Source organism: Acinetobacter sp. 226-1, from assembly GCF_030329325.1.
GTDB lineage: Bacteria > Pseudomonadota > Gammaproteobacteria > Pseudomonadales > Moraxellaceae > Acinetobacter > Acinetobacter sichuanensis.
Genome location: NZ_JACANU010000010.1, coordinates 1 through 19,454, shown reverse-complemented (window position 1 = coordinate 19,454; position 19,454 = coordinate 1). Strand labels below are relative to the sequence as shown.

At 34.5% G+C, this 19,454-nt stretch carries 21 protein-coding genes; 11 read left to right on the top strand and 10 right to left on the bottom strand.

Going from position 1 to position 19,454, the window contains the following annotated elements; all coding sequences use genetic code 11:
• Positions 1-64: 64 nt before the first annotated feature.
• Together hbs and HX124_RS13770 are read right to left on the bottom strand one after the other, a co-directional pair.
• The gene (hbs, locus tag HX124_RS13775) at positions 65-337 is read right to left on the bottom strand and encodes a non-specific DNA-binding protein Hbs (protein WP_065993948.1); all 273 of its coding nucleotides are present in this window, start codon (positions 335-337) and stop codon (positions 65-67) included.
• A gap of 148 nt (positions 338-485) precedes the next feature.
• Positions 486-977 (bottom strand): phasin family protein, encoded by a 492-nt coding sequence (locus tag HX124_RS13770; protein WP_286383534.1) that lies wholly within the window; start codon positions 975-977, stop codon positions 486-488.
• A 198-nt stretch (positions 978-1,175) separates the two neighbouring features.
• Here HX124_RS13770 and HX124_RS13765 point away from each other — a divergent pair, with 198 nt between their 5' ends.
• The 8 genes from HX124_RS13765 to fdx all read left to right on the top strand — a co-directional run bounded on the left by HX124_RS13765 (position 1,176) and on the right by fdx (position 7,411).
• Positions 1,176-1,832 carry a hypothetical protein gene (locus HX124_RS13765; protein ID WP_286377121.1) on the top strand — a complete coding sequence of 219 codons (657 nt, stop codon included), beginning with the start codon at positions 1,176-1,178 and terminating at the stop codon, positions 1,830-1,832.
• A 138-nt stretch (positions 1,833-1,970) separates the two neighbouring features.
• Positions 1,971-2,444: an Rrf2 family transcriptional regulator gene (locus HX124_RS13760; RefSeq protein ID WP_107008762.1), complete on the top strand. Its 474-nt coding sequence runs from the start codon at positions 1,971-1,973 to the stop codon at positions 2,442-2,444.
• A 1-nt stretch (position 2,445) separates the two neighbouring features.
• Positions 2,446-3,663 carry an IscS subfamily cysteine desulfurase gene (locus HX124_RS13755; protein WP_107008763.1) on the top strand — a complete coding sequence of 406 codons (1,218 nt, stop codon included), beginning with the start codon at positions 2,446-2,448 and terminating at the stop codon, positions 3,661-3,663.
• A 104-nt stretch (positions 3,664-3,767) separates the two neighbouring features.
• Positions 3,768-4,154, top strand: coding sequence for a Fe-S cluster assembly scaffold IscU (gene iscU, locus HX124_RS13750; protein WP_107008764.1), 387 nt, complete (start codon positions 3,768-3,770; stop codon positions 4,152-4,154).
• 44 nt (positions 4,155-4,198) lie between these two features.
• Complete coding sequence (gene iscA / locus HX124_RS13745) at positions 4,199-4,519, top strand: iron-sulfur cluster assembly protein IscA (protein WP_107008765.1); 321 nt, start codon at positions 4,199-4,201, stop codon at positions 4,517-4,519.
• 114 nt (positions 4,520-4,633) lie between these two features.
• A complete protein-coding gene (gene hscB / locus HX124_RS13740) occupies positions 4,634-5,149 on the top strand; it encodes a Fe-S protein assembly co-chaperone HscB (RefSeq protein WP_107008766.1) in 516 nt (171 codons plus the stop codon).
• A 47-nt stretch (positions 5,150-5,196) separates the two neighbouring features.
• Entirely contained in the window at positions 5,197-7,056 is a 1,860-nt protein-coding gene (hscA, locus tag HX124_RS13735; protein WP_107008767.1) for a Fe-S protein assembly chaperone HscA, read from the top strand.
• Between the two features lie 16 nt (positions 7,057-7,072).
• Positions 7,073-7,411 (top strand): ISC system 2Fe-2S type ferredoxin, encoded by a 339-nt coding sequence (gene fdx / locus HX124_RS13730; RefSeq protein ID WP_107008768.1) that lies wholly within the window; start codon positions 7,073-7,075, stop codon positions 7,409-7,411.
• A 78-nt stretch (positions 7,412-7,489) separates the two neighbouring features.
• Here the strand turns inward: fdx and HX124_RS13725 are convergent, their stop codons facing one another.
• From HX124_RS13725 to HX124_RS13710, 4 genes are all read right to left on the bottom strand, one after another.
• Positions 7,490-8,935, bottom strand: coding sequence for an adenylate/guanylate cyclase domain-containing protein (locus tag HX124_RS13725; protein WP_286383531.1), 1,446 nt, complete (start codon positions 8,933-8,935; stop codon positions 7,490-7,492).
• Positions 8,936-8,987: 52 nt separating this feature from the next.
• The gene (locus HX124_RS13720; RefSeq protein WP_004989091.1) at positions 8,988-9,422 is read right to left on the bottom strand and encodes an HIT domain-containing protein; all 435 of its coding nucleotides are present in this window, start codon (positions 9,420-9,422) and stop codon (positions 8,988-8,990) included.
• A gap of 236 nt (positions 9,423-9,658) precedes the next feature.
• The gene (gene mfd, locus HX124_RS13715) at positions 9,659-13,120 is read right to left on the bottom strand and encodes a transcription-repair coupling factor (RefSeq protein WP_286383529.1); all 3,462 of its coding nucleotides are present in this window, start codon (positions 13,118-13,120) and stop codon (positions 9,659-9,661) included.
• 146 nt (positions 13,121-13,266) lie between these two features.
• Positions 13,267-13,620, bottom strand: coding sequence for a hypothetical protein (locus tag HX124_RS13710; protein ID WP_107008772.1), 354 nt, complete (start codon positions 13,618-13,620; stop codon positions 13,267-13,269).
• A 302-nt stretch (positions 13,621-13,922) separates the two neighbouring features.
• Here HX124_RS13710 and HX124_RS13705 point away from each other — a divergent pair, with 302 nt between their 5' ends.
• A complete protein-coding gene (locus HX124_RS13705; protein WP_286383528.1) occupies positions 13,923-15,668 on the top strand; it encodes a hypothetical protein in 1,746 nt (581 codons plus the stop codon).
• 215 nt (positions 15,669-15,883) lie between these two features.
• Positions 15,884-16,090: a KTSC domain-containing protein gene (locus HX124_RS13700; protein ID WP_286383527.1), complete on the top strand. Its 207-nt coding sequence runs from the start codon at positions 15,884-15,886 to the stop codon at positions 16,088-16,090.
• A gap of 29 nt (positions 16,091-16,119) precedes the next feature.
• Here HX124_RS13700 and HX124_RS13695 read toward each other — a convergent pair whose 3' ends face one another.
• The 4 genes from HX124_RS13695 to HX124_RS13680 form a co-directional block, all read right to left on the bottom strand.
• Positions 16,120-16,722 carry an O-methyltransferase gene (locus HX124_RS13695; protein WP_107009290.1) on the bottom strand — a complete coding sequence of 201 codons (603 nt, stop codon included), beginning with the start codon at positions 16,720-16,722 and terminating at the stop codon, positions 16,120-16,122.
• A gap of 178 nt (positions 16,723-16,900) precedes the next feature.
• Positions 16,901-17,116, bottom strand: a complete 216-nt coding sequence (locus HX124_RS13690) for a DUF1653 domain-containing protein (protein ID WP_286383526.1) — start codon at positions 17,114-17,116, stop codon at positions 16,901-16,903.
• Between the two features lie 110 nt (positions 17,117-17,226).
• Complete coding sequence (locus tag HX124_RS13685; protein ID WP_107009288.1) at positions 17,227-17,583, bottom strand: roadblock/LC7 domain-containing protein; 357 nt, start codon at positions 17,581-17,583, stop codon at positions 17,227-17,229.
• Positions 17,584-17,832: 249 nt separating this feature from the next.
• Entirely contained in the window at positions 17,833-18,246 is a 414-nt protein-coding gene (locus HX124_RS13680; protein WP_107009287.1) for a roadblock/LC7 domain-containing protein, read from the bottom strand.
• 405 nt (positions 18,247-18,651) lie between these two features.
• On the opposite strand from HX124_RS13680, the gene HX124_RS13675 reads away from it, so the two are divergent.
• On the top strand, positions 18,652-19,454 hold an 803-nt coding region (locus HX124_RS13675), incomplete at its 3' end, for a thioredoxin family protein (RefSeq protein WP_286383525.1).

The window sequence follows — 19,454 nt, the reverse complement described above, 5'->3', positions numbered from 1 at the left end:
CGTGATTTATTCGTTATTTCCATAAAAAAACGCGCCCTACAGGCGCGTTTTTGACTGTTAAAGATTAAGCGACAGAATCTTTAAGTCCTTTACCTGCTTTAAAGCTAGGTACTTTACTTGCTTTAATTTGAAGCTCTTCACCAGTTTTAGGGTTACGACCAGTGCGTGCAGCACGCTCTTTAACGCTAAATGTACCAAAACCAACTAAAGTTACAGTATCACCACCCTTTAACGCTTCACCAATTGAAGCAATAGTCGCATCCAATGCTTTACCAGCATCAGTCTTAGACAATCCCCCTTTTTCTGCAATTGCGTCAATTAATTCTGATTTATTCATGAAGATTACGTCCTCTTATATCGTTCGTTTAAGATCCAAGGCTGTGGTTTGAAAGGCCATGCTGACTTTATAGCAATGCTTTGGGGGAAAACGCAAGACTACAATAATGCTTTTCACAAAAATAACCTGCAAAAAACAAAAAATAAGTTTATTCGACATCTTGACTGCTTATTTTTTGTAGTTGAATAGCGAGATTCTTATTCTCTTCTACCAAGCTGTCTACCTTCTGATGTAATTGCAAGATCAAAGTCTCTAAATGTTGCACATCTTTTACTGTCACTAAACCAATTCGATTAAGCGAGTGGTTAACATGTTGATCTAGCGTTTTCTCTAACTTCTCTTTGGTTTCGATTGCAGTTTCTTTCGTTTTTTCAGTTACTGTTTTCGTTGTTTGTTCAACATCTACATCTTCGACACTTTTAGACTCTAGCTCTTCACCCACTTTCACCAGAGAATCAAATAATTTATTACCTTCTTCTTCTGCACGTGAAAATGCGCCTAAACCAGCCAACCAAATTTGCTTTGTATACTTTCTAAAATCAAGAGAAGATTTACGTGAAAACTTTGCTTTAGCATTCGGTATTTCTTTTTTTGGTTGTTCTATTATACCATCCTTAGATATTGGGTAATCTTGATCCATCTGTACTCTCTCCTGCATATTTTATATACAACTTTATCATTAAAATGTGAAATAACGTTATAATAACAAATAAACCACTTGAACCTTTTGCAAAACTGTTCTACAAAGCAAAGTAATTTATTTTATTTAAATGTGAACCAGTTCTCCATACATATAACACGAGATCGGATTCTTTGTGTGAACTATAGGAATTTTTTTATGAGCGAATCGCAACAAAAGCAGGGTCAAAGTCGTTTGTTGCTCAATACTCTAATGATCATTTTGGAAACATTTTACTCATTTGTATTAAAACACGACCGTGTTGTTCGCTTGCAAGCTAAAAACTTTGTTGCCAAGCAAATCACTATAAAAATAAATAGTTACATTCCTTATGTCGACTTTTATATTCAATTTACAGACAAAGGTATTTTATTTGACCTAAAAGAACCTGAAAAACCTGTTGATTTAACCGTCAGTAGCACTGTACTTGATTTAATTCAAATTTTTGTGTTCGGCAACCGTCGTAGCATGAAAAAAATGAGAGTCGAAGGTGAAGACTTACTTAAAGATCAATTCCGTGATTTGGTTTTACCCTTCACTATTCCAAGATTACTTTCTGATTGGAAACAATGGCTTACCAATCCAGAACATGATCAGGATGGACTTGGCTCAAAAAAACGTATTGCGCCATTATTGGAAAAAATTGATCAGCAACGCTCAAAAATCAACACATTACAAGTTGAAGTCAAGCAATACCAAAATCGTATCCGCCGCATGCAGCAGCAACAAAAGACCATAAAGGTGATTTTATGCGTGATTTCGATTCTCTTTATTGCGTTAATTGTGTATAATTCTTGGCAAATATTTTTCCAATAAATTGGATTTAACTCACAACAATAACGTGATTAAAAAATACTTGACTAAATTAGTCAGAATTCAGCCGAAAATACTTGACTATTTTAGTCAGGATTCATAAAATCATGTTATCTAGTCTAATAACATGTGTATCGAATCATGCGCCTTACTACTCGCGGTCGCTACGCAGTGACTGCTCTACTTGATCTAGCTTTGCAGCCAACTGAACAAACGATCACGCTTGCTGAAATCGCAGCTCGCCAAACTATTTCTGTCGCTTATCTTGAGCAATTATTTGCTAAACTTAAACGCCATGGTCTAGTTTCAAGTGTTCGTGGAGCCAACGGTGGTTATCATCTTGCGCGCAGTGCTGATGAAATTACAGTATTAGAAATTATTGAAGCCGTAAACGAAACTGTCGATGCAACACGTTGTGACCACAAAGGCAATTGCCAAAATGGTGCAATGTGCTTAACGCATGATCTTTGGCAGGAACTCTCCCATCATATTGCCGATTATTTAGCTAAAATTACGCTTGCTGATCTCGTCGCACGAGACAACGTTCAAACTGTTGCTCTACGCCAAAATACACCAAGTTTTGATTCAGCCCTTTTATCGGTTACAGGTATCTGACATGAAACGTCCTATTTATCTTGACTATGCAGCAACTACTCCTGTCGACCCTCAAGTTGCTGAACGTATGATGGAATGCTTAACCTTTGATGGTATCTTTGGTAATGCAGCATCTCGTTCACATGCTTATGGATGGCAAGCGGAAGAAAAAGTTGAATATGCACGTGAACAAGTCGCAAATTTAATTAAAGCTGATCCACGTGAAATCGTATGGACATCAGGTGCAACTGAGTCTGATAACCTTGCACTAAAAGGTATTGCTCAGTTCTACGGTTCGAAAGGCAAACATATCATTACAAGTAAAATTGAACATAAAGCAATTTTAGATACTTGTCGTGAATTAGAAGAAGAAGGCTTCGAGATTACTTATCTTGAACCTGAACCACAAACAGGTTTAATTACCCCTGAAATGGTTCAAGCAGCATTACGCCCTGACACTATTCTTGTATCACTCATGATGGTCAACAATGAAATTGGTACTGTAACTGATGTTGCAGCGATTGGTGAGTTAACACGTGCCAATAAAACTTATTTTCATGTTGATGCTGCACAAGCTGCTGGTAAAGTTGAAATCGACCTTTCAACCATGAAAGTTGACTTGATGAGCTTTTCTGGTCATAAAATTTATGGTCCTAAAGGCATTGGTGCATTATATGTACGTCGTCAACCACGTGTTCGCATTAAAGCGCAAATGCATGGTGGCGGTCATGAGCGTGGTATGCGTTCAGGTACACTTGCAACACACCAAATCGTAGGCATGGGTGAAGCATTTGAACTTGCTGGTAAGAATTTACAAGCAGAACAAACTCGTTTACGTGTACTTCGTGACAAACTTTGGAATGGTTTACAAGACCTTGAACAAGTGTTCTTAAATGGTCATCCTGTTTACAATGTTGCTAACTATTTAAATGTTAGTTTCAACTTTGTTGAAGGTGAATCACTCATGATGGCACTTAAAGATGCAGCTGTTTCTTCAGGTTCAGCGTGTACATCTGCAACTTTAGAACCATCTTATGTTCTTCGTGCATTAGGTCTGTCTGATGAATTGGCTCACAGCTCAATTCGTTTCAGCTTTGGTCATTATACGACTGAAGAAGACATCGACCATGTTATTACAATTACCAAAGCAGCAGTTGAGAAATTACGTGAACTTTCTCCGCTTTGGGACATGTATAAAGAAGGAATTGATTTAAATTCAGTTGAATGGGCTGAACATTAATTTCATGAAAGACTTGGCATTTTGTTGAAAATCAATAAAATGCCCTCATATTAACTGTAGCAATACATCTCATCAACGCTGACCCCGAGGTTTGGAGAAGCATCATGGCTTATAGTGAAAAAGTAATTGATCATTACGAAAACCCTCGTAATGTAGGTGTTTTAGATAAAAATGCTGAAAATGTTGGTACAGGTATGGTCGGTGCACCTGCTTGTGGTGACGTTATGCGCCTTCAAATCCAAGTGGATGACAATGGTGTAATTGAAGAAGCACGTTTTAAAACTTATGGTTGTGGTTCTGCAATTGCTTCAAGTTCATTGGTAACTGAATGGCTCAAAGGTAAAACTTTAGACGAAGCTCAAGCAATCAAAAATATTGATATTGCAACTGAACTTGCACTTCCTCCTGTAAAAGTACACTGCTCTGTACTTGCAGAAGATGCAATTAAAGCTGCTGTTGAAGATTACCGTAGCAAAAAAGCTAAAGCCTAATATCTGTTGGTTTATTTTACAGATCATTTCATAACGGAGTTTTCATGATCAATTTAACTGAAAATGCAGCAACCCATATTCGCAATTATCTAACCAATCGCGGTAAGGGTGAAGGTATTCGTCTTGGCGTGAAAACTTCAGGCTGTTCAGGCTTAGCTTATGTACTTGAATTTGTAGATGATATGGATACACACGACCAAATGTTTGAACAATTTGGTGTGAAAGTTTTTGTAGATCCAAAAAGTTTGGTTTATCTTGATGGCATGGAAATGGACTATGTAAAAAATGGTCTAAATGAAGGCTTTGAGTTTAATAATCCAAATAAAAAAGGTGAATGTGGTTGTGGTGAGTCTTTCACAGTTTAAGCCATTTTCAACTTTTACATATTAAAACAGTGTTTTACACTGTTTTAATCGTATTTATCTTCATCAAATTAACAACATCGTTTTCTTGCAAAACATCGTGGACGAGTATCTCCCATGAGTCATTTTGAGCTGTTTAATCTCCCAGAAGCACTCGATATTGATCAAGCAAGTTTAAAATCTCAATTTTTAAAGTTGCAACAACAATATCACCCAGACAAAGCTGAAGATAAAGATCAAGCTTTGATTAAATCCAGTGACATTAATCAAGCCTATAAAGTCTTATCTCATGTTGATAGTCGTGCAGCTTATTTATTATCACTCAAAAAGCAAGATCATCATCTCGATCAATCTATTAATGATTTTGAGTTTTTACAATCTGCTTTAGAGATTCGTGAACAACTTGACGAAGCAACAAATAACGAACAACTTAACTCCCTCAAAACCGAAGTAAAACAATGGATTGATGGTTTAGTTCGTGAGTTTAAAATCGATTATGACGATGCTGATTGGTCAGAAGCACGTGATACTGTACGTAAATTACGCTTCTTTCAAAAAGTCATGAATGATATCGAAAAAGCAGAAGATCAGCTTCTTGATGATGAAGACTTTGACCTAGATGATGATTTTTAGTTTTTTAGTTGTGAATTTAATTTTGTATTTTAGAAAGGATGTAATCAATGGCACTCTTGCAAATTGCTGAACCTGGTCAATCAAGTGCGCCACATGAACACCGCATTGCAATCGGTATCGACTTAGGCACTACACATTCTTTAGTTGCGACTGTTCTCTCTGGACAGGCAAAAGTATTAAATGATGAGCAAGGACGTGTCTTACTGCCTTCTATAGTACATTACGCTCAAGATTCCACTCAATATGGTGATGCAGCTAAACCTTTTATTACTCAAGATCCTAAAAATACGATTGTTTCTGTAAAACGTTTTATGGGACGCTCACAAGCAGATATTAAGTTTCAACATCCTTATACTTTAGTGGGTGAAATCAATGAAATGCCTGCTTTTGAAACAGCACAAGGACGAAAAACACCTGTTGAAATCTCAGCAGAAATTTTACAACAACTTAAAGAACGTGCCGAACAAAGTTTAAAAAATCCTGTGAATGGTGCTGTCATTACTGTGCCTGCTTATTTTGATGAAGCACAACGCCAAGCAACGCGTGATGCTGCTCAACTTGCAGGTTTAAATGTTTTACGTTTACTCAATGAACCGACTGCTGCGGCTGTTGCCTATGGTTTAGATCAAGAGACTAATCTTGCAACAGATCGTAATTACGTGATTTATGACTTGGGTGGCGGTACTTTTGACGTTTCAATTTTACGCTTTGCCCAAGGTGTGTTTGAAGTTTTAGCCACTGGTGGTCACACTGCCTTAGGTGGTGATGATTTAGATCGTTTAATTGTAAAATGGGCAAAAAAACAACTCAATATCGACAACTTAGATGATATTGAGTACGCACATTTTGTTATTGCTGCTCGTAAAGCCAAAGAAGCTTTAACAGAGCAAGAATCTGTAGAATTAAAACTTTTAGATCAGACGCTTACCTTAGATCGTGCAAATTTTGAAGAAATTATTAAAGTCGCTTTAGACAAAACCATCAGTGTATGTAAACGCGTATTGCGCGATGCAAAACTTGAACTCAATGACATTCAAAATGTCGTTTTAGTGGGTGGTTCTACTCGTTCATATGCTGTACAAAAAGCCGTTCGTGAAGTCTTTAATCAAGAGCCTCTTTGCACGATTAATCCTGATGAAGTTGTCGCAATTGGCGCTGCAATTACAGCGAATCAACTGATTGGCAACTCTAAAGATGGTTCATTATTACTCGATGTTACTCCACTCTCTTTAGGTTTAGAGACCATGGGAGGACTCGTTGAACGCTTAATTTCACGCAATACTGCTATTCCTGTTGCACGTCGCCAAGAATTTACCACTTATCAAGACGGTCAAACAGCAATGTTGATCCATGTTGTTCAAGGTGAACGCGATTTAGTTGAACATTGCCGTAGTTTGGGTCGCTTTGTCTTACGTGGTATTCCACCAATGACAGCAGGTCAAGCACGTATTGAAGTGACGTTCCAAGTGGATGCTGATGGCTTATTAACTGTCTCTGCTAAAGAAACCACTTCAGGTGTACATGCTCAAATCGATATCAAACCTTCTTATGGTTTATCTGAAACCGATACTGAACGTTTGTTACTTGATGGTTATAAATTTGCAGAAATTGATAAAGACTTGCGTCATCTCAATGAAACTAAAGTTGAAGCACGTCGTGAACTAGAAGCATTGGAACAAGCCTTAAAAGTAGATGCTAAACTTCTAGCTGATGAACAATTGAATGCATTGAATCAAGCTGCGCTTGATCTCAAAGCTCAACTTGAAACAGATGATATTAAAGCAATTGAATATGCTGTTGAGCAATTGAAAACTCACAGTGATGCTTTTGCTGCTGAACGGATGAATCAACACATTGATCACGCCCTCAAAGGCACCAAACTAGATGACTGGTCAAACTCAAACTAATTTATAGGTCAAGACTATGCCACGTATTAAAGTACTTCCTCATGCAACAATTTGCCCAAATGGTGCTGAGTTTGAAGTTGAAGCAAATACTAATCTTTGTCAAAGTTTACTTGATAATGGTATTAAAATTGAACATGCTTGCGATATGTCAAAAGCATGCACAACTTGTCATGTCGTTGTGCGTAAAGGTTTTGATAACTTAGATGAAATGGATGATATTGAAGCAGACTTACTTGACCGTGCTTGGGGCTTAGAAGCAGACTCACGTTTGTCTTGCCAAGTCAAAATTGTGGATGAAGATATGGAAATCGAGATTCCAAAATACACGCTCAACCATGCTTCAGAAAACCATTAATCTTTAATTTTCCATAAAAAAACCACTTTCATAGAAGTGGTTTTTTTATCTAATCTTTAGTTCATTCTCAGTGATATTTTAAGATGTGCTCGTAATTTCATCTTCCACTCTTAACTTTACAACACCTGAAGAGTTGGTTAACTTTTGTTGTAATTTAATACGCTCAATCATTTTTTCTAAAACATCTACCAATTCTGAATATTCAAAATTTTGTACTTCCTGCATATTTAAAACCAAATGAAAACCTTTATATTCATAGTCAAACCACTGCTGACTTTCATTTTTAATATTGGAATATTTTTCCATTACTTGCCAAGTTTTAACTAAGTCTTGAATCCCTTTTAATTCCATCGGCTCTTTAGGTGCACACAAATAGTTATTTTTAATTAGTTTATACGTATCATCAGAAATAAGAATTTCATCAATTTCAGCAGCACCTTGTAAACGTGCAGCTAAATTTGCATCACGACCTACAATTGTGTATGCCATACGATGAACAGCGCCATAATTTCCAACGTGACAATATCCTGTACTAATTCCCATACGAATGTGTAGCGGTGCATACCCCATTTTTTCCCAACGCGCACGTAAAAACTTCATTTGTTGTCGCATCGCAATCGCCATATCTAAGCAATTTTTAGCATCTTGCTCAACGCCTTGCGAGTCAGGGTCACCAAAGAAAATTAAAATAGCATCACCCATGAATTTATCAATGGTCGCGCCATATTGTTTTGCAATTTCGGTCATATGACTCAAATAATCGTTGAGCACAAAAGCCAAATCATCAGGAATTAGAGTTTCTGAAAGCTCTGTAAAGCCTTGAATATCAGAAAAAAATACTGTAATTTTTTTACGCTTATATTCTAGTTTTGCCTCAGTTTCCCCTCGCATAATAGATTGCCAAAGCTGTAATGGCGCATAACGACTGAGTTGATTAGAAAGCTGAATATAACGATTCATTTCATTAAAATAATTTTGACGCTGTGTATCTACACGCTTGATGCGTCGAATTTGATAATAATTAGAGATATTAATAAAAATAATTAAGCCAACAAAACTTAAAACGGTTAATTCAGATGAAGTCTGTTGAAAGTAATCATCAAAACCAAAAATAAAAATAATATTAAAATAAAAAACAATAATACTAATCAGTATAGAAAATGAACTGAGCATCATTGAGATTTTATTATTTACTGCAACATAAATAATAATAAATAATAAAATAAATGTAATAACTAAACTTAAATGTAATGCAGCTAAGACTGTTGAAATAACAACAACATCTATTAAAAAATAAATATTTTTTCGGACTTGTGATCCGTATTGATATTCAAGCCATCTAGATAACCTTGGGCTAATGAGAATAATAAATAAAATAAAAAAAGGCACATAAATTTGATTATGTGCATGAGGAGAAGTGAAATAATAAATAATCAACAATAATGCAACCATTAAATATCCCATAAAACGCTGAAATATTTCAAATTGCTTAGGTTGTTTATCCAACACACGATCTAGTGGCAAATTATTACCTCGAATGTCATTTATTATTCACTCATCCGTGTGTCGTAAATAATTAGTCCATACGCCAATCAAATGGCATATCACCTTGACCACGTAATGCCAACATTAAAGTTTGACGCATATGTGCTAATACATCATTACTATAAGGTACAGCAGGTGTGCCCCATACTGGTTTCGGCCATGCGACATCATTCTGATAACGTACAACATGATGAAAATGGAGTTGTGGCACCATATTTCCAAGTGCAGCAACATTCATTTTATCAGCACGAAAAACACGCGCAAGCTGACTTGATAACCAACTTGATTCACGTAAAAACTGTTCTTGATCTGCCTGACTTAATTCATAAAGCTCAGTAATACCAGGCACACGTGGAATTAAGATTAACCACGGAAATTGCATATCATTCATTAAACGACATGTTGAAAGCGGGAAATCGCCGACAAAAAAAGTATCTTGAGCAAGTTGTGGATGCAAACTAAACATATCTTTATAAATGACGCAAAATTAAAAGGATGCTTAATACTAACACATCGGTTTTCATGTGAATATTGCTTATCTTGTGTTTCGGTACAAATTAATGAAAATTGCTTTGAACCTGATCACACTTATACTTTAAACTGTCGTAGATTTTTTACAAGAGGAGAAATTGAATTTTTTACAGCATTCAATTTCTTTTCTTGATGATTTATCACTTCAATTTTTAGCTTTTTTAAAGTCTTTTATCTCAGCTCTAAAAGTAATTGGTTGAGTAAATCTTGAATAAATTGAATACGTTTTTCATACTCTTCCAACATCACCATCACTTTCAAGCGTTGCCCACCTTCCATACGAAACCATGTTGGGTGCTTTTGCATCATTTGAATAATGCTCATCGCTTGCACTGGTGTATCTGGTGAGAATTCAATTGCACCACCATTTGCACCAATATCTATTTTAGTAATACCCAGTTGTTCAGCTTTAATGCGAATCTGATGAACATGAAATAATTGCTTGACGGGTTGTGGAGGTATACCAAAACGATCAATCAATTCCATTCTGATGTTATCTAATTTTTCCTGTGTATCTGTGTTACTAATGCGTTTATAGAACAATAATCGCTGATGTACATCGCCCAAATAATCATCTGGAATCAAGGCAGGCATGTGTAAAGTAATTTCTGAGGTCAATGATAATGGAGCATCAAAATTCGGGGTTTTACCTTGTTGAATCGCTTTGGTGGCTTTTTCAAGCATTTCCATATACAAGCTATACCCAATTGCCTGCATTGAACCACTCTGCTGTTCACCCAATAACTCACCTGCACCACGAATTTCTAAGTCTTCAGTAGCAAGCATAAATCCCGCACCTAAGTTTGATGCTCTTGAAATCGCATCCAAACGCTTCTCAGCATCACCTTTTAAACCCTTGATAGAAGGTACCATCAAATAGGCATAAGCCTGATGATGCGAACGACCAACTCGACCACGTAATTGATGTAATTGTGCTAAACCGAGTTTATCTGCACGTTCAATAATAATAGTATTGGCATTAGGTACATCAATTCCAGTTTCAATAATCGTTGAACACACCAAGACATTGTATTCTTTGTGGTAAAACTGCTGCATGACTTGCTCAAGTTCACGTTCTCGCATTTGCCCATGCGCCACAGCGACACGTGCTTCTGGAACTAAATTGCGAATATTTTCTGCTGCACGTTCAATCGTATCTACTTCATTATGTAGAATATACACCTGACCACCACGAAGCAATTCACGTAAAATTGCCTCTTTCATGGTTTCATCAGTTTGTTCATTGACAAAAGTTTTGACTGCCAAACGGCGTGCAGGCGGTGTCGCAATAATGGATAAATCACGCATTCCACTAAATGCCATATTTAAAGTTCGTGGAATTGGTGTCGCAGTCAGTGTCAACATATCAACATCTGCACGCATCGCTTTGATCCGTTCTTTGTCACGTACACCGAAACGATGTTCCTCATCTACAATCATTAAACCTAAGTTTTTAAATTGCACATTTTCTTGCAGAATTTTATGCGTTCCGATCACAATATCAACTTTGCCATCAGCTAAATCTTCAATGGTTTTGGTATGTGCTTTACTGGTACCAAAACGTGATAATACTTCGATCCGAATTGGCCAATCTGCAAAACGATCTTTAAAAGACTCATAATGTTGTTGGGCTAATAATGTCGTTGGCACTAAAACAGCGACTTGTTTATTATTTTGTACCGCAACAAAAGCAGCACGCATCGCCACTTCTGTTTTACCAAAACCGACATCACCACAAACCAAACGATCCATCGGTTTAGCTTGCTGCATATCATACAAAGTCGCTTCAATGGCATTTGCTTGATCGAGTGTTTCCTCATAAGCAAACCCACTAGAAAACTGCATATAAGCACTTTGTTCTAGCTCAAAGCTGATCCCCGGTTTAGATTGACGGCGTGCCTGAATGTGTAACAGTTCGGCTGCAACATCATGGATTTGCTCTAAAGCTTTGCGCTTAGCCTTATTCCAAGCATCAGTACCTAATTTATGTAAGGGTGCTAAATCTGGATCTCCACCACTAAAACGGCTAATGAGATGTAAATTCGTCACAGGCACATAAACTTTGGCATCATCAGCATAGTTCAGTTGTAAAAACTCATAATCTTGTTCATCAATATTTAATGTGACTAAGCCTGCATAACGCCCCACGCCATAATCAATATGAACCACAGGTGCACCAATACTTAGCTCAGTTAAGCTACGAATCAGAAATTCTTCAGAAACTTCTTGCTGTCGTTTTTTTCGACGTTGTACGACACGATGTTCATAAAGCTGATTTTCAGAAATCACCGATAAATGATCTGTAACCACTAAACCCCGATCAAGCGGCGCATGAGTAATTGCCACAGAAAAATTAGATTGTTGAAAATTAGCAAAATTATCAACAACAGGAATTTCACCTAAACTCGGACGTAAAGCATCTTTGAGTGTTTCTCGACGTCCTGCACTTTCAGCAACCAATAAAACAGGATGATTTGCTTCATCAATATATTTTTTAACAATCTTAAAGGGTTGTTCTAGTTTTGGATCTACAGGGAGTTTTGCAGGTGGTTCAGCCGTTAAATTGATCGAGCCTGATTTCAATGTATCGACGGCTTCCACAGAAGCAATAATTCTTGGGAATTGATTTAAATATTCAAATAACTGATTAGGCTGAATAAAAATTTCTTCGGGTGCTAATAAAGGTTGATCAACATTATGACGTCGGTCTTCATAACGACGCATGACATCTTTCCAGAAATGAGTTAGACCTTCATCAATAGCTTTATCTGTAATGACAATCGCATTAGGTGGTAAGTAAGAGGTCAAACTGCTTTGTGTTTGCATTGCCTCTTGCGAAAAAAATAGAGGAAAATAAAAATCTAAACCTGGTGAGGCTATTCCCTCTAAAACATCTTGATAAATTGGGTTTTTCTTTGGATTTGCTGTGGGAAAGCTTTCAGCATAACGGTCACGAAAAGTTGATCGAGCCTCTTTTAATGGAAACTCTTTTGCTGGTAAAACAGTAAAATTTTCCAACTTGGTCGTGGTTCTTTGTGTTTCTGGATCGAAAAATTTTAAACTATCAATTTCATCATCAAATAGGTCTATACGAATTGGTGCATTTTGCCCAGATGCATAGATATCCATAATACTACCACGTACAGCAAACTCACCATGATCATATACAGTATCAACCAAATGATAACCTGCTTGAATCAAACGCATTTTTTGTTGTTCTAAATCAAATTTCTGCCCCACTTTAATATCAAAGTGTTCGCCTAATACCCATGAAGTTGGTGCAACCCGCTGTGCCAATGTTGTCGCGGAAACCAATAAAATCCCTTTCTTCGGCATATTGGATAAAATTGATAAGCGTTCAGAAACAATATCTTGATGAGGCGAAAGTCGATCATAGGGTAATATTTCCCAGTCTGGAAATATCGTTGGTTTTATGCCATAAAATTCAAGTTCACTTTCAAGTTGACCTAGATGCTGATTATTTCGAGCAACTAAAACGAATAATTGCTCGGACTGCTCTGCTATTTCCTTAAACAATAATGCAGCAGATGAACCCAACATTGAACCAATCCAACGTTTTTCACCTGCTTTGAGTTGTTTTAAATTTAATTCAGAGATTTCTTGTTTAAACATAATTGCATAAGGTCAAAAAGACATAGCGGTAGTTTAACATGATGACTTTATTCAGTTGAGTGATTTTGTTTTTCTTATTGTGATCAAGGTCGCCGAATACCATTTACCTAAAGAACAATAGTATTGAAAATTTTGAATACTCGTGTTCATTTTTCTCTTTTAAACTCTTTATAATAAGCATTTAACTTATATATCACTTGCTTCAATTGTTTCAAATTTTCCTCATTATTACCCAATCTAACGACATATCGTCCAGAAGCAATTTCTAAATCAATCTTTTCATTAATAAGGATTGCTGTATAAAACAAACTTTTTAAATCATCAAAATTTTGCAGTTTACGATTAGAAAAATAAACTAATCGCTCAGATAATTCATTCACAACAATGCCATCCACAATAAACCCTTGTTCTTCATCAATTTGAATATTCTGTTCTGTTAAAAACGCCTGTTCTGCTGTGTTTTTATTTCCCTGAAAAAATTCTGAAATTTTACGAAACATGATAAACAACCCAAATTTTGGAGCTTCTATATTAACAAACATCGTTCTATTGAACAGTAAAAATTAATTAAAGCATACTACTGCTTAAAAAAATGCTCATTAAGCATGGTAATAAAAATTAAACAATAATGTAGATAAATTTAATTTTGATTATTTATTCACCTATTATTATAAATTTTTATTTTTTATATAAAAACCCTCTATCTATTTTCAAACTGTATAATTTATAATTGACTAAAATACTTGGTATTAATTAAATAATCTTTCAAGCAAATAGATTTTTATAAAAAAGTTGGTTTAAAATGCAGAATTATATTCCCTTCCAATTACGCACACTTGTTACTCAAATTGACCCATTACTTGATATGTATTGGGAAGATAATCTTAGAAATATTTTTGCTAAAATCAATCTGACTGATCAAGAAAATATTTATCAACAAATTTTACAACCTAAAAATATTCGCTGGGATCGTGAACAACAACGTTTTACCCATCATTTAAGAGATGATATCAACTCAATTGTTGAACAAATTCCACACGCAGGTATGAAAACACTTGCTCAAAAAATTGTCATGTCGCTTAATCAATTAAAAGAATATAAAAATGTGACTGAAGTCGCAGATTATTTAGAGAGTATTTTAAATCAAATTGATAAAATTGATGTTGAAGATAATATTGAATTACAACGTTTAAAATTAACTATTCGTAAAGAGTTTATTTATGCAGCAGCAACCATTATTAAACATAAAAATGATTTAAATATTGCCAATAACTTCCGAAATTTAACATTAGACTGTGTAAAATGTTTTATTTTAGAAGTTTATTTAAAACAACAATTGCTTGGTTTTTGGTTTAAAACCTTACGACCACGCCATTTAAAAGGTCAATCCCAAGCATTATTTAATGATTTTTTATTAAAACAACAAAAAATTAGACAGCTAGAAGTCATAAAAACATCTAAATATATTTTTGCGCTTGCTCCAAGTAGAGATCTAGATATTAACCCATTTTCTATTCGTCGATTTTTACTTGAAGAAAAAATTACTTTTTCGAGTAATGTATATCTTAATGGTGCTGCTTTAGATCTCACAACGATGAATCAAGAAACTGTTGTAACAGCATTTGCAGAACATATTAGTCGTATTATCACGGTTGAAAAATTAATTAGCCAACAAATTACAGACCTCATTGATCGCTTTGAATTATATAGCGTTAATCATTTACTTCCTTTACTATTTCAATCACTAGACTCATCTGGCTTATCTGCTGAAAAAGTTGTACAACAACGTCTATGGGACTTTGAACAGTTGTTAAGTATTCATATTTTAGAACCTATGGAAGATGCACTCAGAAACATGTTACAAAACAATGATGAAGCAGAATATCTATTCATTAGTATGCGTCAATTACTTGCTGACATTATTAGCTATTATAAAGATTTTCAGAGCCAACCTGCTATTATGTTTGACCAACAAGCCGATAATTTTGCGGCTCGTCTTACAGCATATTTAACACTAATCGCTAAGCGTAAATATGATATTTTTACTGTATCTTCAAATGAAGATTGGCTAAAAGCACTAGAACTCATTTCTGAACCAATTACTGAACTTAAAGTGATTTGTAAAGATGCTTTGGATAAATCCAAAGTTTTAAATTTAGAAATGAAAGAAAAACAACGAGATATGAAAGAAAAAGAAAACTCTTTTTTTAGTAAACTCCTCAACAAACAAGAAAAGCTGCAATCTCAATTGATTGAGTTAAAGCAACAATCAACTGATTTAAAACAGAATGCTTATCTAGAAATCGTTCGTATTCCTAAAAAATATCCGACTTTTACCGTATATTTAGAATTTGAGTCACTGATTTCCATTAATGACAAAGAACGCCATTATGCTTTTCCAACAGGCAAAAACTGGTTAACTCGTTTACCTATACTCGTGCAACTACCTGAAGACCGTAGTCTATTTAACTTACAGGAATTGTATCGTACGATGGAGTTTGATTTGAGTAAAATGAATCAAAAATGGACTGCTGCTATGAGTGCCTAATCATCTTGAAATTAAATTAAAATTTTCTATTTTATTAAAATACTTTACATTTATTCTTCATAAGAAATGTAAAGTATTTTTAAAGATAAACTTATTTAACATAAATCATTTATATTACAATTCTACAATACTTTTATTTTAATATTTATCTTAACTTCAAATAAGGAACATCCTACTTCTATTCACTAATTTTAATGTTATGGGGGTATTTACTTATGTTAAAAACAATTATTGCAACCTCATGGAAATACAATACAACTTCAAAATACTTAAAAATATTTTATAATAATGGCAGTGGTGAACTTTATTATCCTGTACCTGAGTTTATTTATAATAACCTATTGCGGTGTAATGATAAAACAGCTTTTGTACAAAAATATTTAGAGTATGATTTACATTTTACTCGGCTTACTATACTTTAAATCAAAAAAATCAGGCTAGTCCTGATTTTTTATCGTATATAATCTTTAAACGTAATCATAAATAAACCTGCACCTAAAGATAATGTCGTAGTTAAAAACCTTTGATCATTTTTAACTGCTTGTAGAAAAGTTTTTACTTCAGCAGTATGGGAAATGACATTATCTACAAATAATACACCACCTTGCTTATTCATTATTTCACTTAAATAAGGCCAATATTTAAGATATTGATCACGTTCAGCATCAAGTAAAATAAAGTCATATTTTTCTTGTGTTTGCGCTAAAAAATCAAAAGCATCACCTACCCAAAAATCAACTAAATGATCTAACTTAAAATCTTGAGCATAAGCTTTTGCTTTAATCGTACGCTCTTCATCAATTTCTAATGTGGTAATCCTGCCTTCTGTAACCTGTACTGCATCAGCAAGCCACAATGTAGAATAACCCGTCGAAGTACCTATTTCTAATACTTTTTTAGATTGTTGAATACGGATTTGCATTGCTAAATATTGAGCAGAATCGGGTTCAATATTTCTATAACGCTTTATTCGATCACATTGAGTGGCATCATATTTAATAAAAGATTGGTATAAATGATTTATTTTTTCAACAAAGTTTAAACTCATACTCATCACAATAATCCATTTTTTCTATTTAGTTTTAATATTGCACTTATTTACGTCAAACACATGACATTTAAAATAAATTACAATCTATTCTATTCCCTTTGAACAAGTACGACTATATCACTATTGTATTTATAAAATCGATTCGAATTCATTATAAAATAACGATATAGCACAATTAAAATTAATTTAATTCATTAATAAACTCAAAACGTGGTTGAACTGTGCCATTTTCCAACTCTATAGATTCATTAAACATGTCAAATGGTCTCACCCATATAGAAAAATCACCATATAAACACTGATAAACAACAAGTTTTTCTTGGGTTTCGCTATGCTGTGCCACATGTAAAACTTGATATAACTTTCCTTTATAATGTCGATAGATACCTTGTTTCATTCATTTAAACTTTTAAATTAAAAATTGAGTATAAAATTAAATTTTCTCTTATACAAATATTTAAATATAAAAAAATCCGCTTCAAGAGCGGATTTTTTTATATTTTTCAATTAAGAAAAATCTAATTCTTTTTCAAAGCCTTTTAACTCATGACGAGCCATTGCTAAGTTTGATTTAGCACGATCTAATACTAAATAAAGGAACAAGTTTTCATTTGATTCTAAAGGACGAATTAAATGATACTGTTTACCTAAAGTAATTAGAATATCTTCAATTTGGTCATCTAGTTTTAATGCTTTTGCAACTTTACGTTTAGCACGAACAACTTCTGTATTACCAGCAGCAGCTAATTCTAAATCAATACCTGTACCAGCAGTAGCAAGTGATAAACCACTTTCGCTATCTACTAATGCAGCACAAACAAAACCATCAATATCTGATAAAGGTTCTAAAGTAATACGAGCCATAGGATTCCCCATTGTTTTCTTGTTTAACGTGTTATTCTGTTCTAGTTATATTATGAACTACAACTAAAACAATATTCCCCTCGATGGTTTAAATCGAGTTCTTTTCAAAAATCAATATGAAGTAATTTCAAAGTATTTACTCCCATATTCGACTTTTTATCTCTACCTAACTTTGCACTAATATATCAATATATAACGGTATGTATACAGTTTATTTTGAAATATTTTTATTTTTTTGTACGTCTTTCATTAAGTTGAATATTTAGATAAATTTTCAACCGTTGACTTCGTTTCGTAAAGCATTTGTCCAATTAAAATATCTTTAGATGTTAAAGCCACTAAAACCATTGGATACTGAGGATGAGGCACCGCCGTTAATAATGCCTTACCATTTTCCGCATCAAGGGTAATGGTTTGGCATCCCACTAAGTTAATTTCTGAAATAAAGGCTGTCACCATTGCAAGAATTGAGCTGCTTACAGCCGCAATTTTTCCTGAATTATTGACATTCTTTTTATTTGCTAATGCAATTTCAAAACCATCTGAAGAACATAACATCACAAAATCAATACCAGAAACGCTGTTGAGCAAATTTCTAATTTTTAGTTCGCCATATGCTACAAACTCATCTGGAATTTTTCTTGATAGATTCACATCTAACATAACCCCACCTATAAATAGATTTAAATTAATTTACTTTTCATAGATACGACTCTAATAAAAAGTTATTAATTTTTATATTCGCCCCAAATTATAGTGAAATATATCACACATTTTTAAGTTTAATATACATACAACGCAATATTTTTTGTTATTTTCAGATTATTTTTTGCCTTTTCTGCACTCCTAAAACCTTTATTTAATTAACTTTTCAACTTAAATAAAATTATACTTAAGATGAGCTAAATTAAAATCATCTTGATTTATGCTTTAATATATGTACAAAGTGATTATTTAATAAAATCGAAAAAATAGATCACTAAAATAAAAACAAACTGTTTTACCTATGTTTAAAATTATCTTACTATAAGCTCAATGAATAAATTTACTCCCTTGGAGATTGTTAGCATGTTAGATACAAATACTTCTGCTCAATTAAAAACACTTTTAGAACGCCTTGAAAGCCCGATTGAAATTGTCGCTTCTTTAAATGATTCTGATAAATCTGACAAAATCAAAGAACTTGTGACTGAAGTTGCTGCTCTTTCAGATCAAGTAACTGCTCGTTTTGATGGTCAAAATGACCGTAAACCAAGCTTTGGGATCGCAAAAGTTGGTGAACAACCACGTGTATTCTTCGCTGGCTTACCAATGGGGCATGAATTCACTTCATTGATTCTTGCACTTTTACAAGTGTCTGGTTATGCACCTAAAGTTTCTGATGAAGTTTTGGCACAAATTAAAAGTTTAAATCTGACTGCAAACTTTGATGTATTTGTCTCTTTAAGCTGTCACAACTGTCCAGATGTGGTTCAGGCATTGAACCTGATTGCGATTAATAATCCTGGCACGACTGCAACCATGATTGATGGTGCATTCTTCCAAGATGAAGTTGAAGAACGCAAAATCTTAGCTGTACCAATGGTGTTCCAAAATGGTGAACATATCGGTCAGGGTCGTATGACTTTGGAAGAAATTGTTGCCAAACTAGATACAGGATCGGCAGCTAAAGATGCTGAAAAACTCAATGCCAAAGATGCTTTTGATGTTTTGGTGATTGGTGGTGGACCTACTGGCGCAACTTCTGCGGTCTATGCTGCACGTAAAGGCATCCGTACAGGTATTGTTTCTGAACGCTTTGGTGGTCAGGTCATGGATACTATGGACATCGAAAACTTTATTTCAGTGCAAAAAACCCAAGGTCCTAAGTT

Excerpts from the sequence above, each read along its gene's own strand:
- hbs (WP_065993948.1), bottom strand. The coding sequence starts at position 337 with ATGAATAAATCAGAATTAATTGACGCAATTGCAGAAAAAGGGGGATTG.
- HX124_RS13770 (WP_286383534.1), bottom strand. The coding sequence starts at position 977 with ATGGATCAAGATTACCCAATATCTAAGGATGGTATAATAGAACAACCA.
- HX124_RS13765 (WP_286377121.1), top strand. The coding sequence starts at position 1,176 with ATGAGCGAATCGCAACAAAAGCAGGGTCAAAGTCGTTTGTTGCTCAAT.
- HX124_RS13760 (WP_107008762.1), top strand. The coding sequence starts at position 1,971 with ATGCGCCTTACTACTCGCGGTCGCTACGCAGTGACTGCTCTACTTGAT.
- HX124_RS13755 (WP_107008763.1), top strand. The coding sequence starts at position 2,446 with ATGAAACGTCCTATTTATCTTGACTATGCAGCAACTACTCCTGTCGAC.
- iscU (WP_107008764.1), top strand. The coding sequence starts at position 3,768 with ATGGCTTATAGTGAAAAAGTAATTGATCATTACGAAAACCCTCGTAAT.
- iscA (WP_107008765.1), top strand. The coding sequence starts at position 4,199 with ATGATCAATTTAACTGAAAATGCAGCAACCCATATTCGCAATTATCTA.
- hscB (WP_107008766.1), top strand. The coding sequence starts at position 4,634 with ATGAGTCATTTTGAGCTGTTTAATCTCCCAGAAGCACTCGATATTGAT.
- hscA (WP_107008767.1), top strand. The coding sequence starts at position 5,197 with ATGGCACTCTTGCAAATTGCTGAACCTGGTCAATCAAGTGCGCCACAT.
- fdx (WP_107008768.1), top strand. The coding sequence starts at position 7,073 with ATGCCACGTATTAAAGTACTTCCTCATGCAACAATTTGCCCAAATGGT.
- HX124_RS13720 (WP_004989091.1), bottom strand. The coding sequence starts at position 9,422 with ATGTTTAGTTTGCATCCACAACTTGCTCAAGATACTTTTTTTGTCGGC.
- mfd (WP_286383529.1), bottom strand. The coding sequence starts at position 13,120 with ATGTTTAAACAAGAAATCTCTGAATTAAATTTAAAACAACTCAAAGCA.
- HX124_RS13710 (WP_107008772.1), bottom strand. The coding sequence starts at position 13,620 with ATGTTTCGTAAAATTTCAGAATTTTTTCAGGGAAATAAAAACACAGCA.
- HX124_RS13705 (WP_286383528.1), top strand. The coding sequence starts at position 13,923 with ATGCAGAATTATATTCCCTTCCAATTACGCACACTTGTTACTCAAATT.
- HX124_RS13700 (WP_286383527.1), top strand. The coding sequence starts at position 15,884 with ATGTTAAAAACAATTATTGCAACCTCATGGAAATACAATACAACTTCA.
- HX124_RS13695 (WP_107009290.1), bottom strand. The coding sequence starts at position 16,722 with ATGAGTATGAGTTTAAACTTTGTTGAAAAAATAAATCATTTATACCAA.
- HX124_RS13690 (WP_286383526.1), bottom strand. The coding sequence starts at position 17,116 with ATGAAACAAGGTATCTATCGACATTATAAAGGAAAGTTATATCAAGTT.
- HX124_RS13685 (WP_107009288.1), bottom strand. The coding sequence starts at position 17,583 with ATGGCTCGTATTACTTTAGAACCTTTATCAGATATTGATGGTTTTGTT.
- HX124_RS13680 (WP_107009287.1), bottom strand. The coding sequence starts at position 18,246 with ATGTTAGATGTGAATCTATCAAGAAAAATTCCAGATGAGTTTGTAGCA.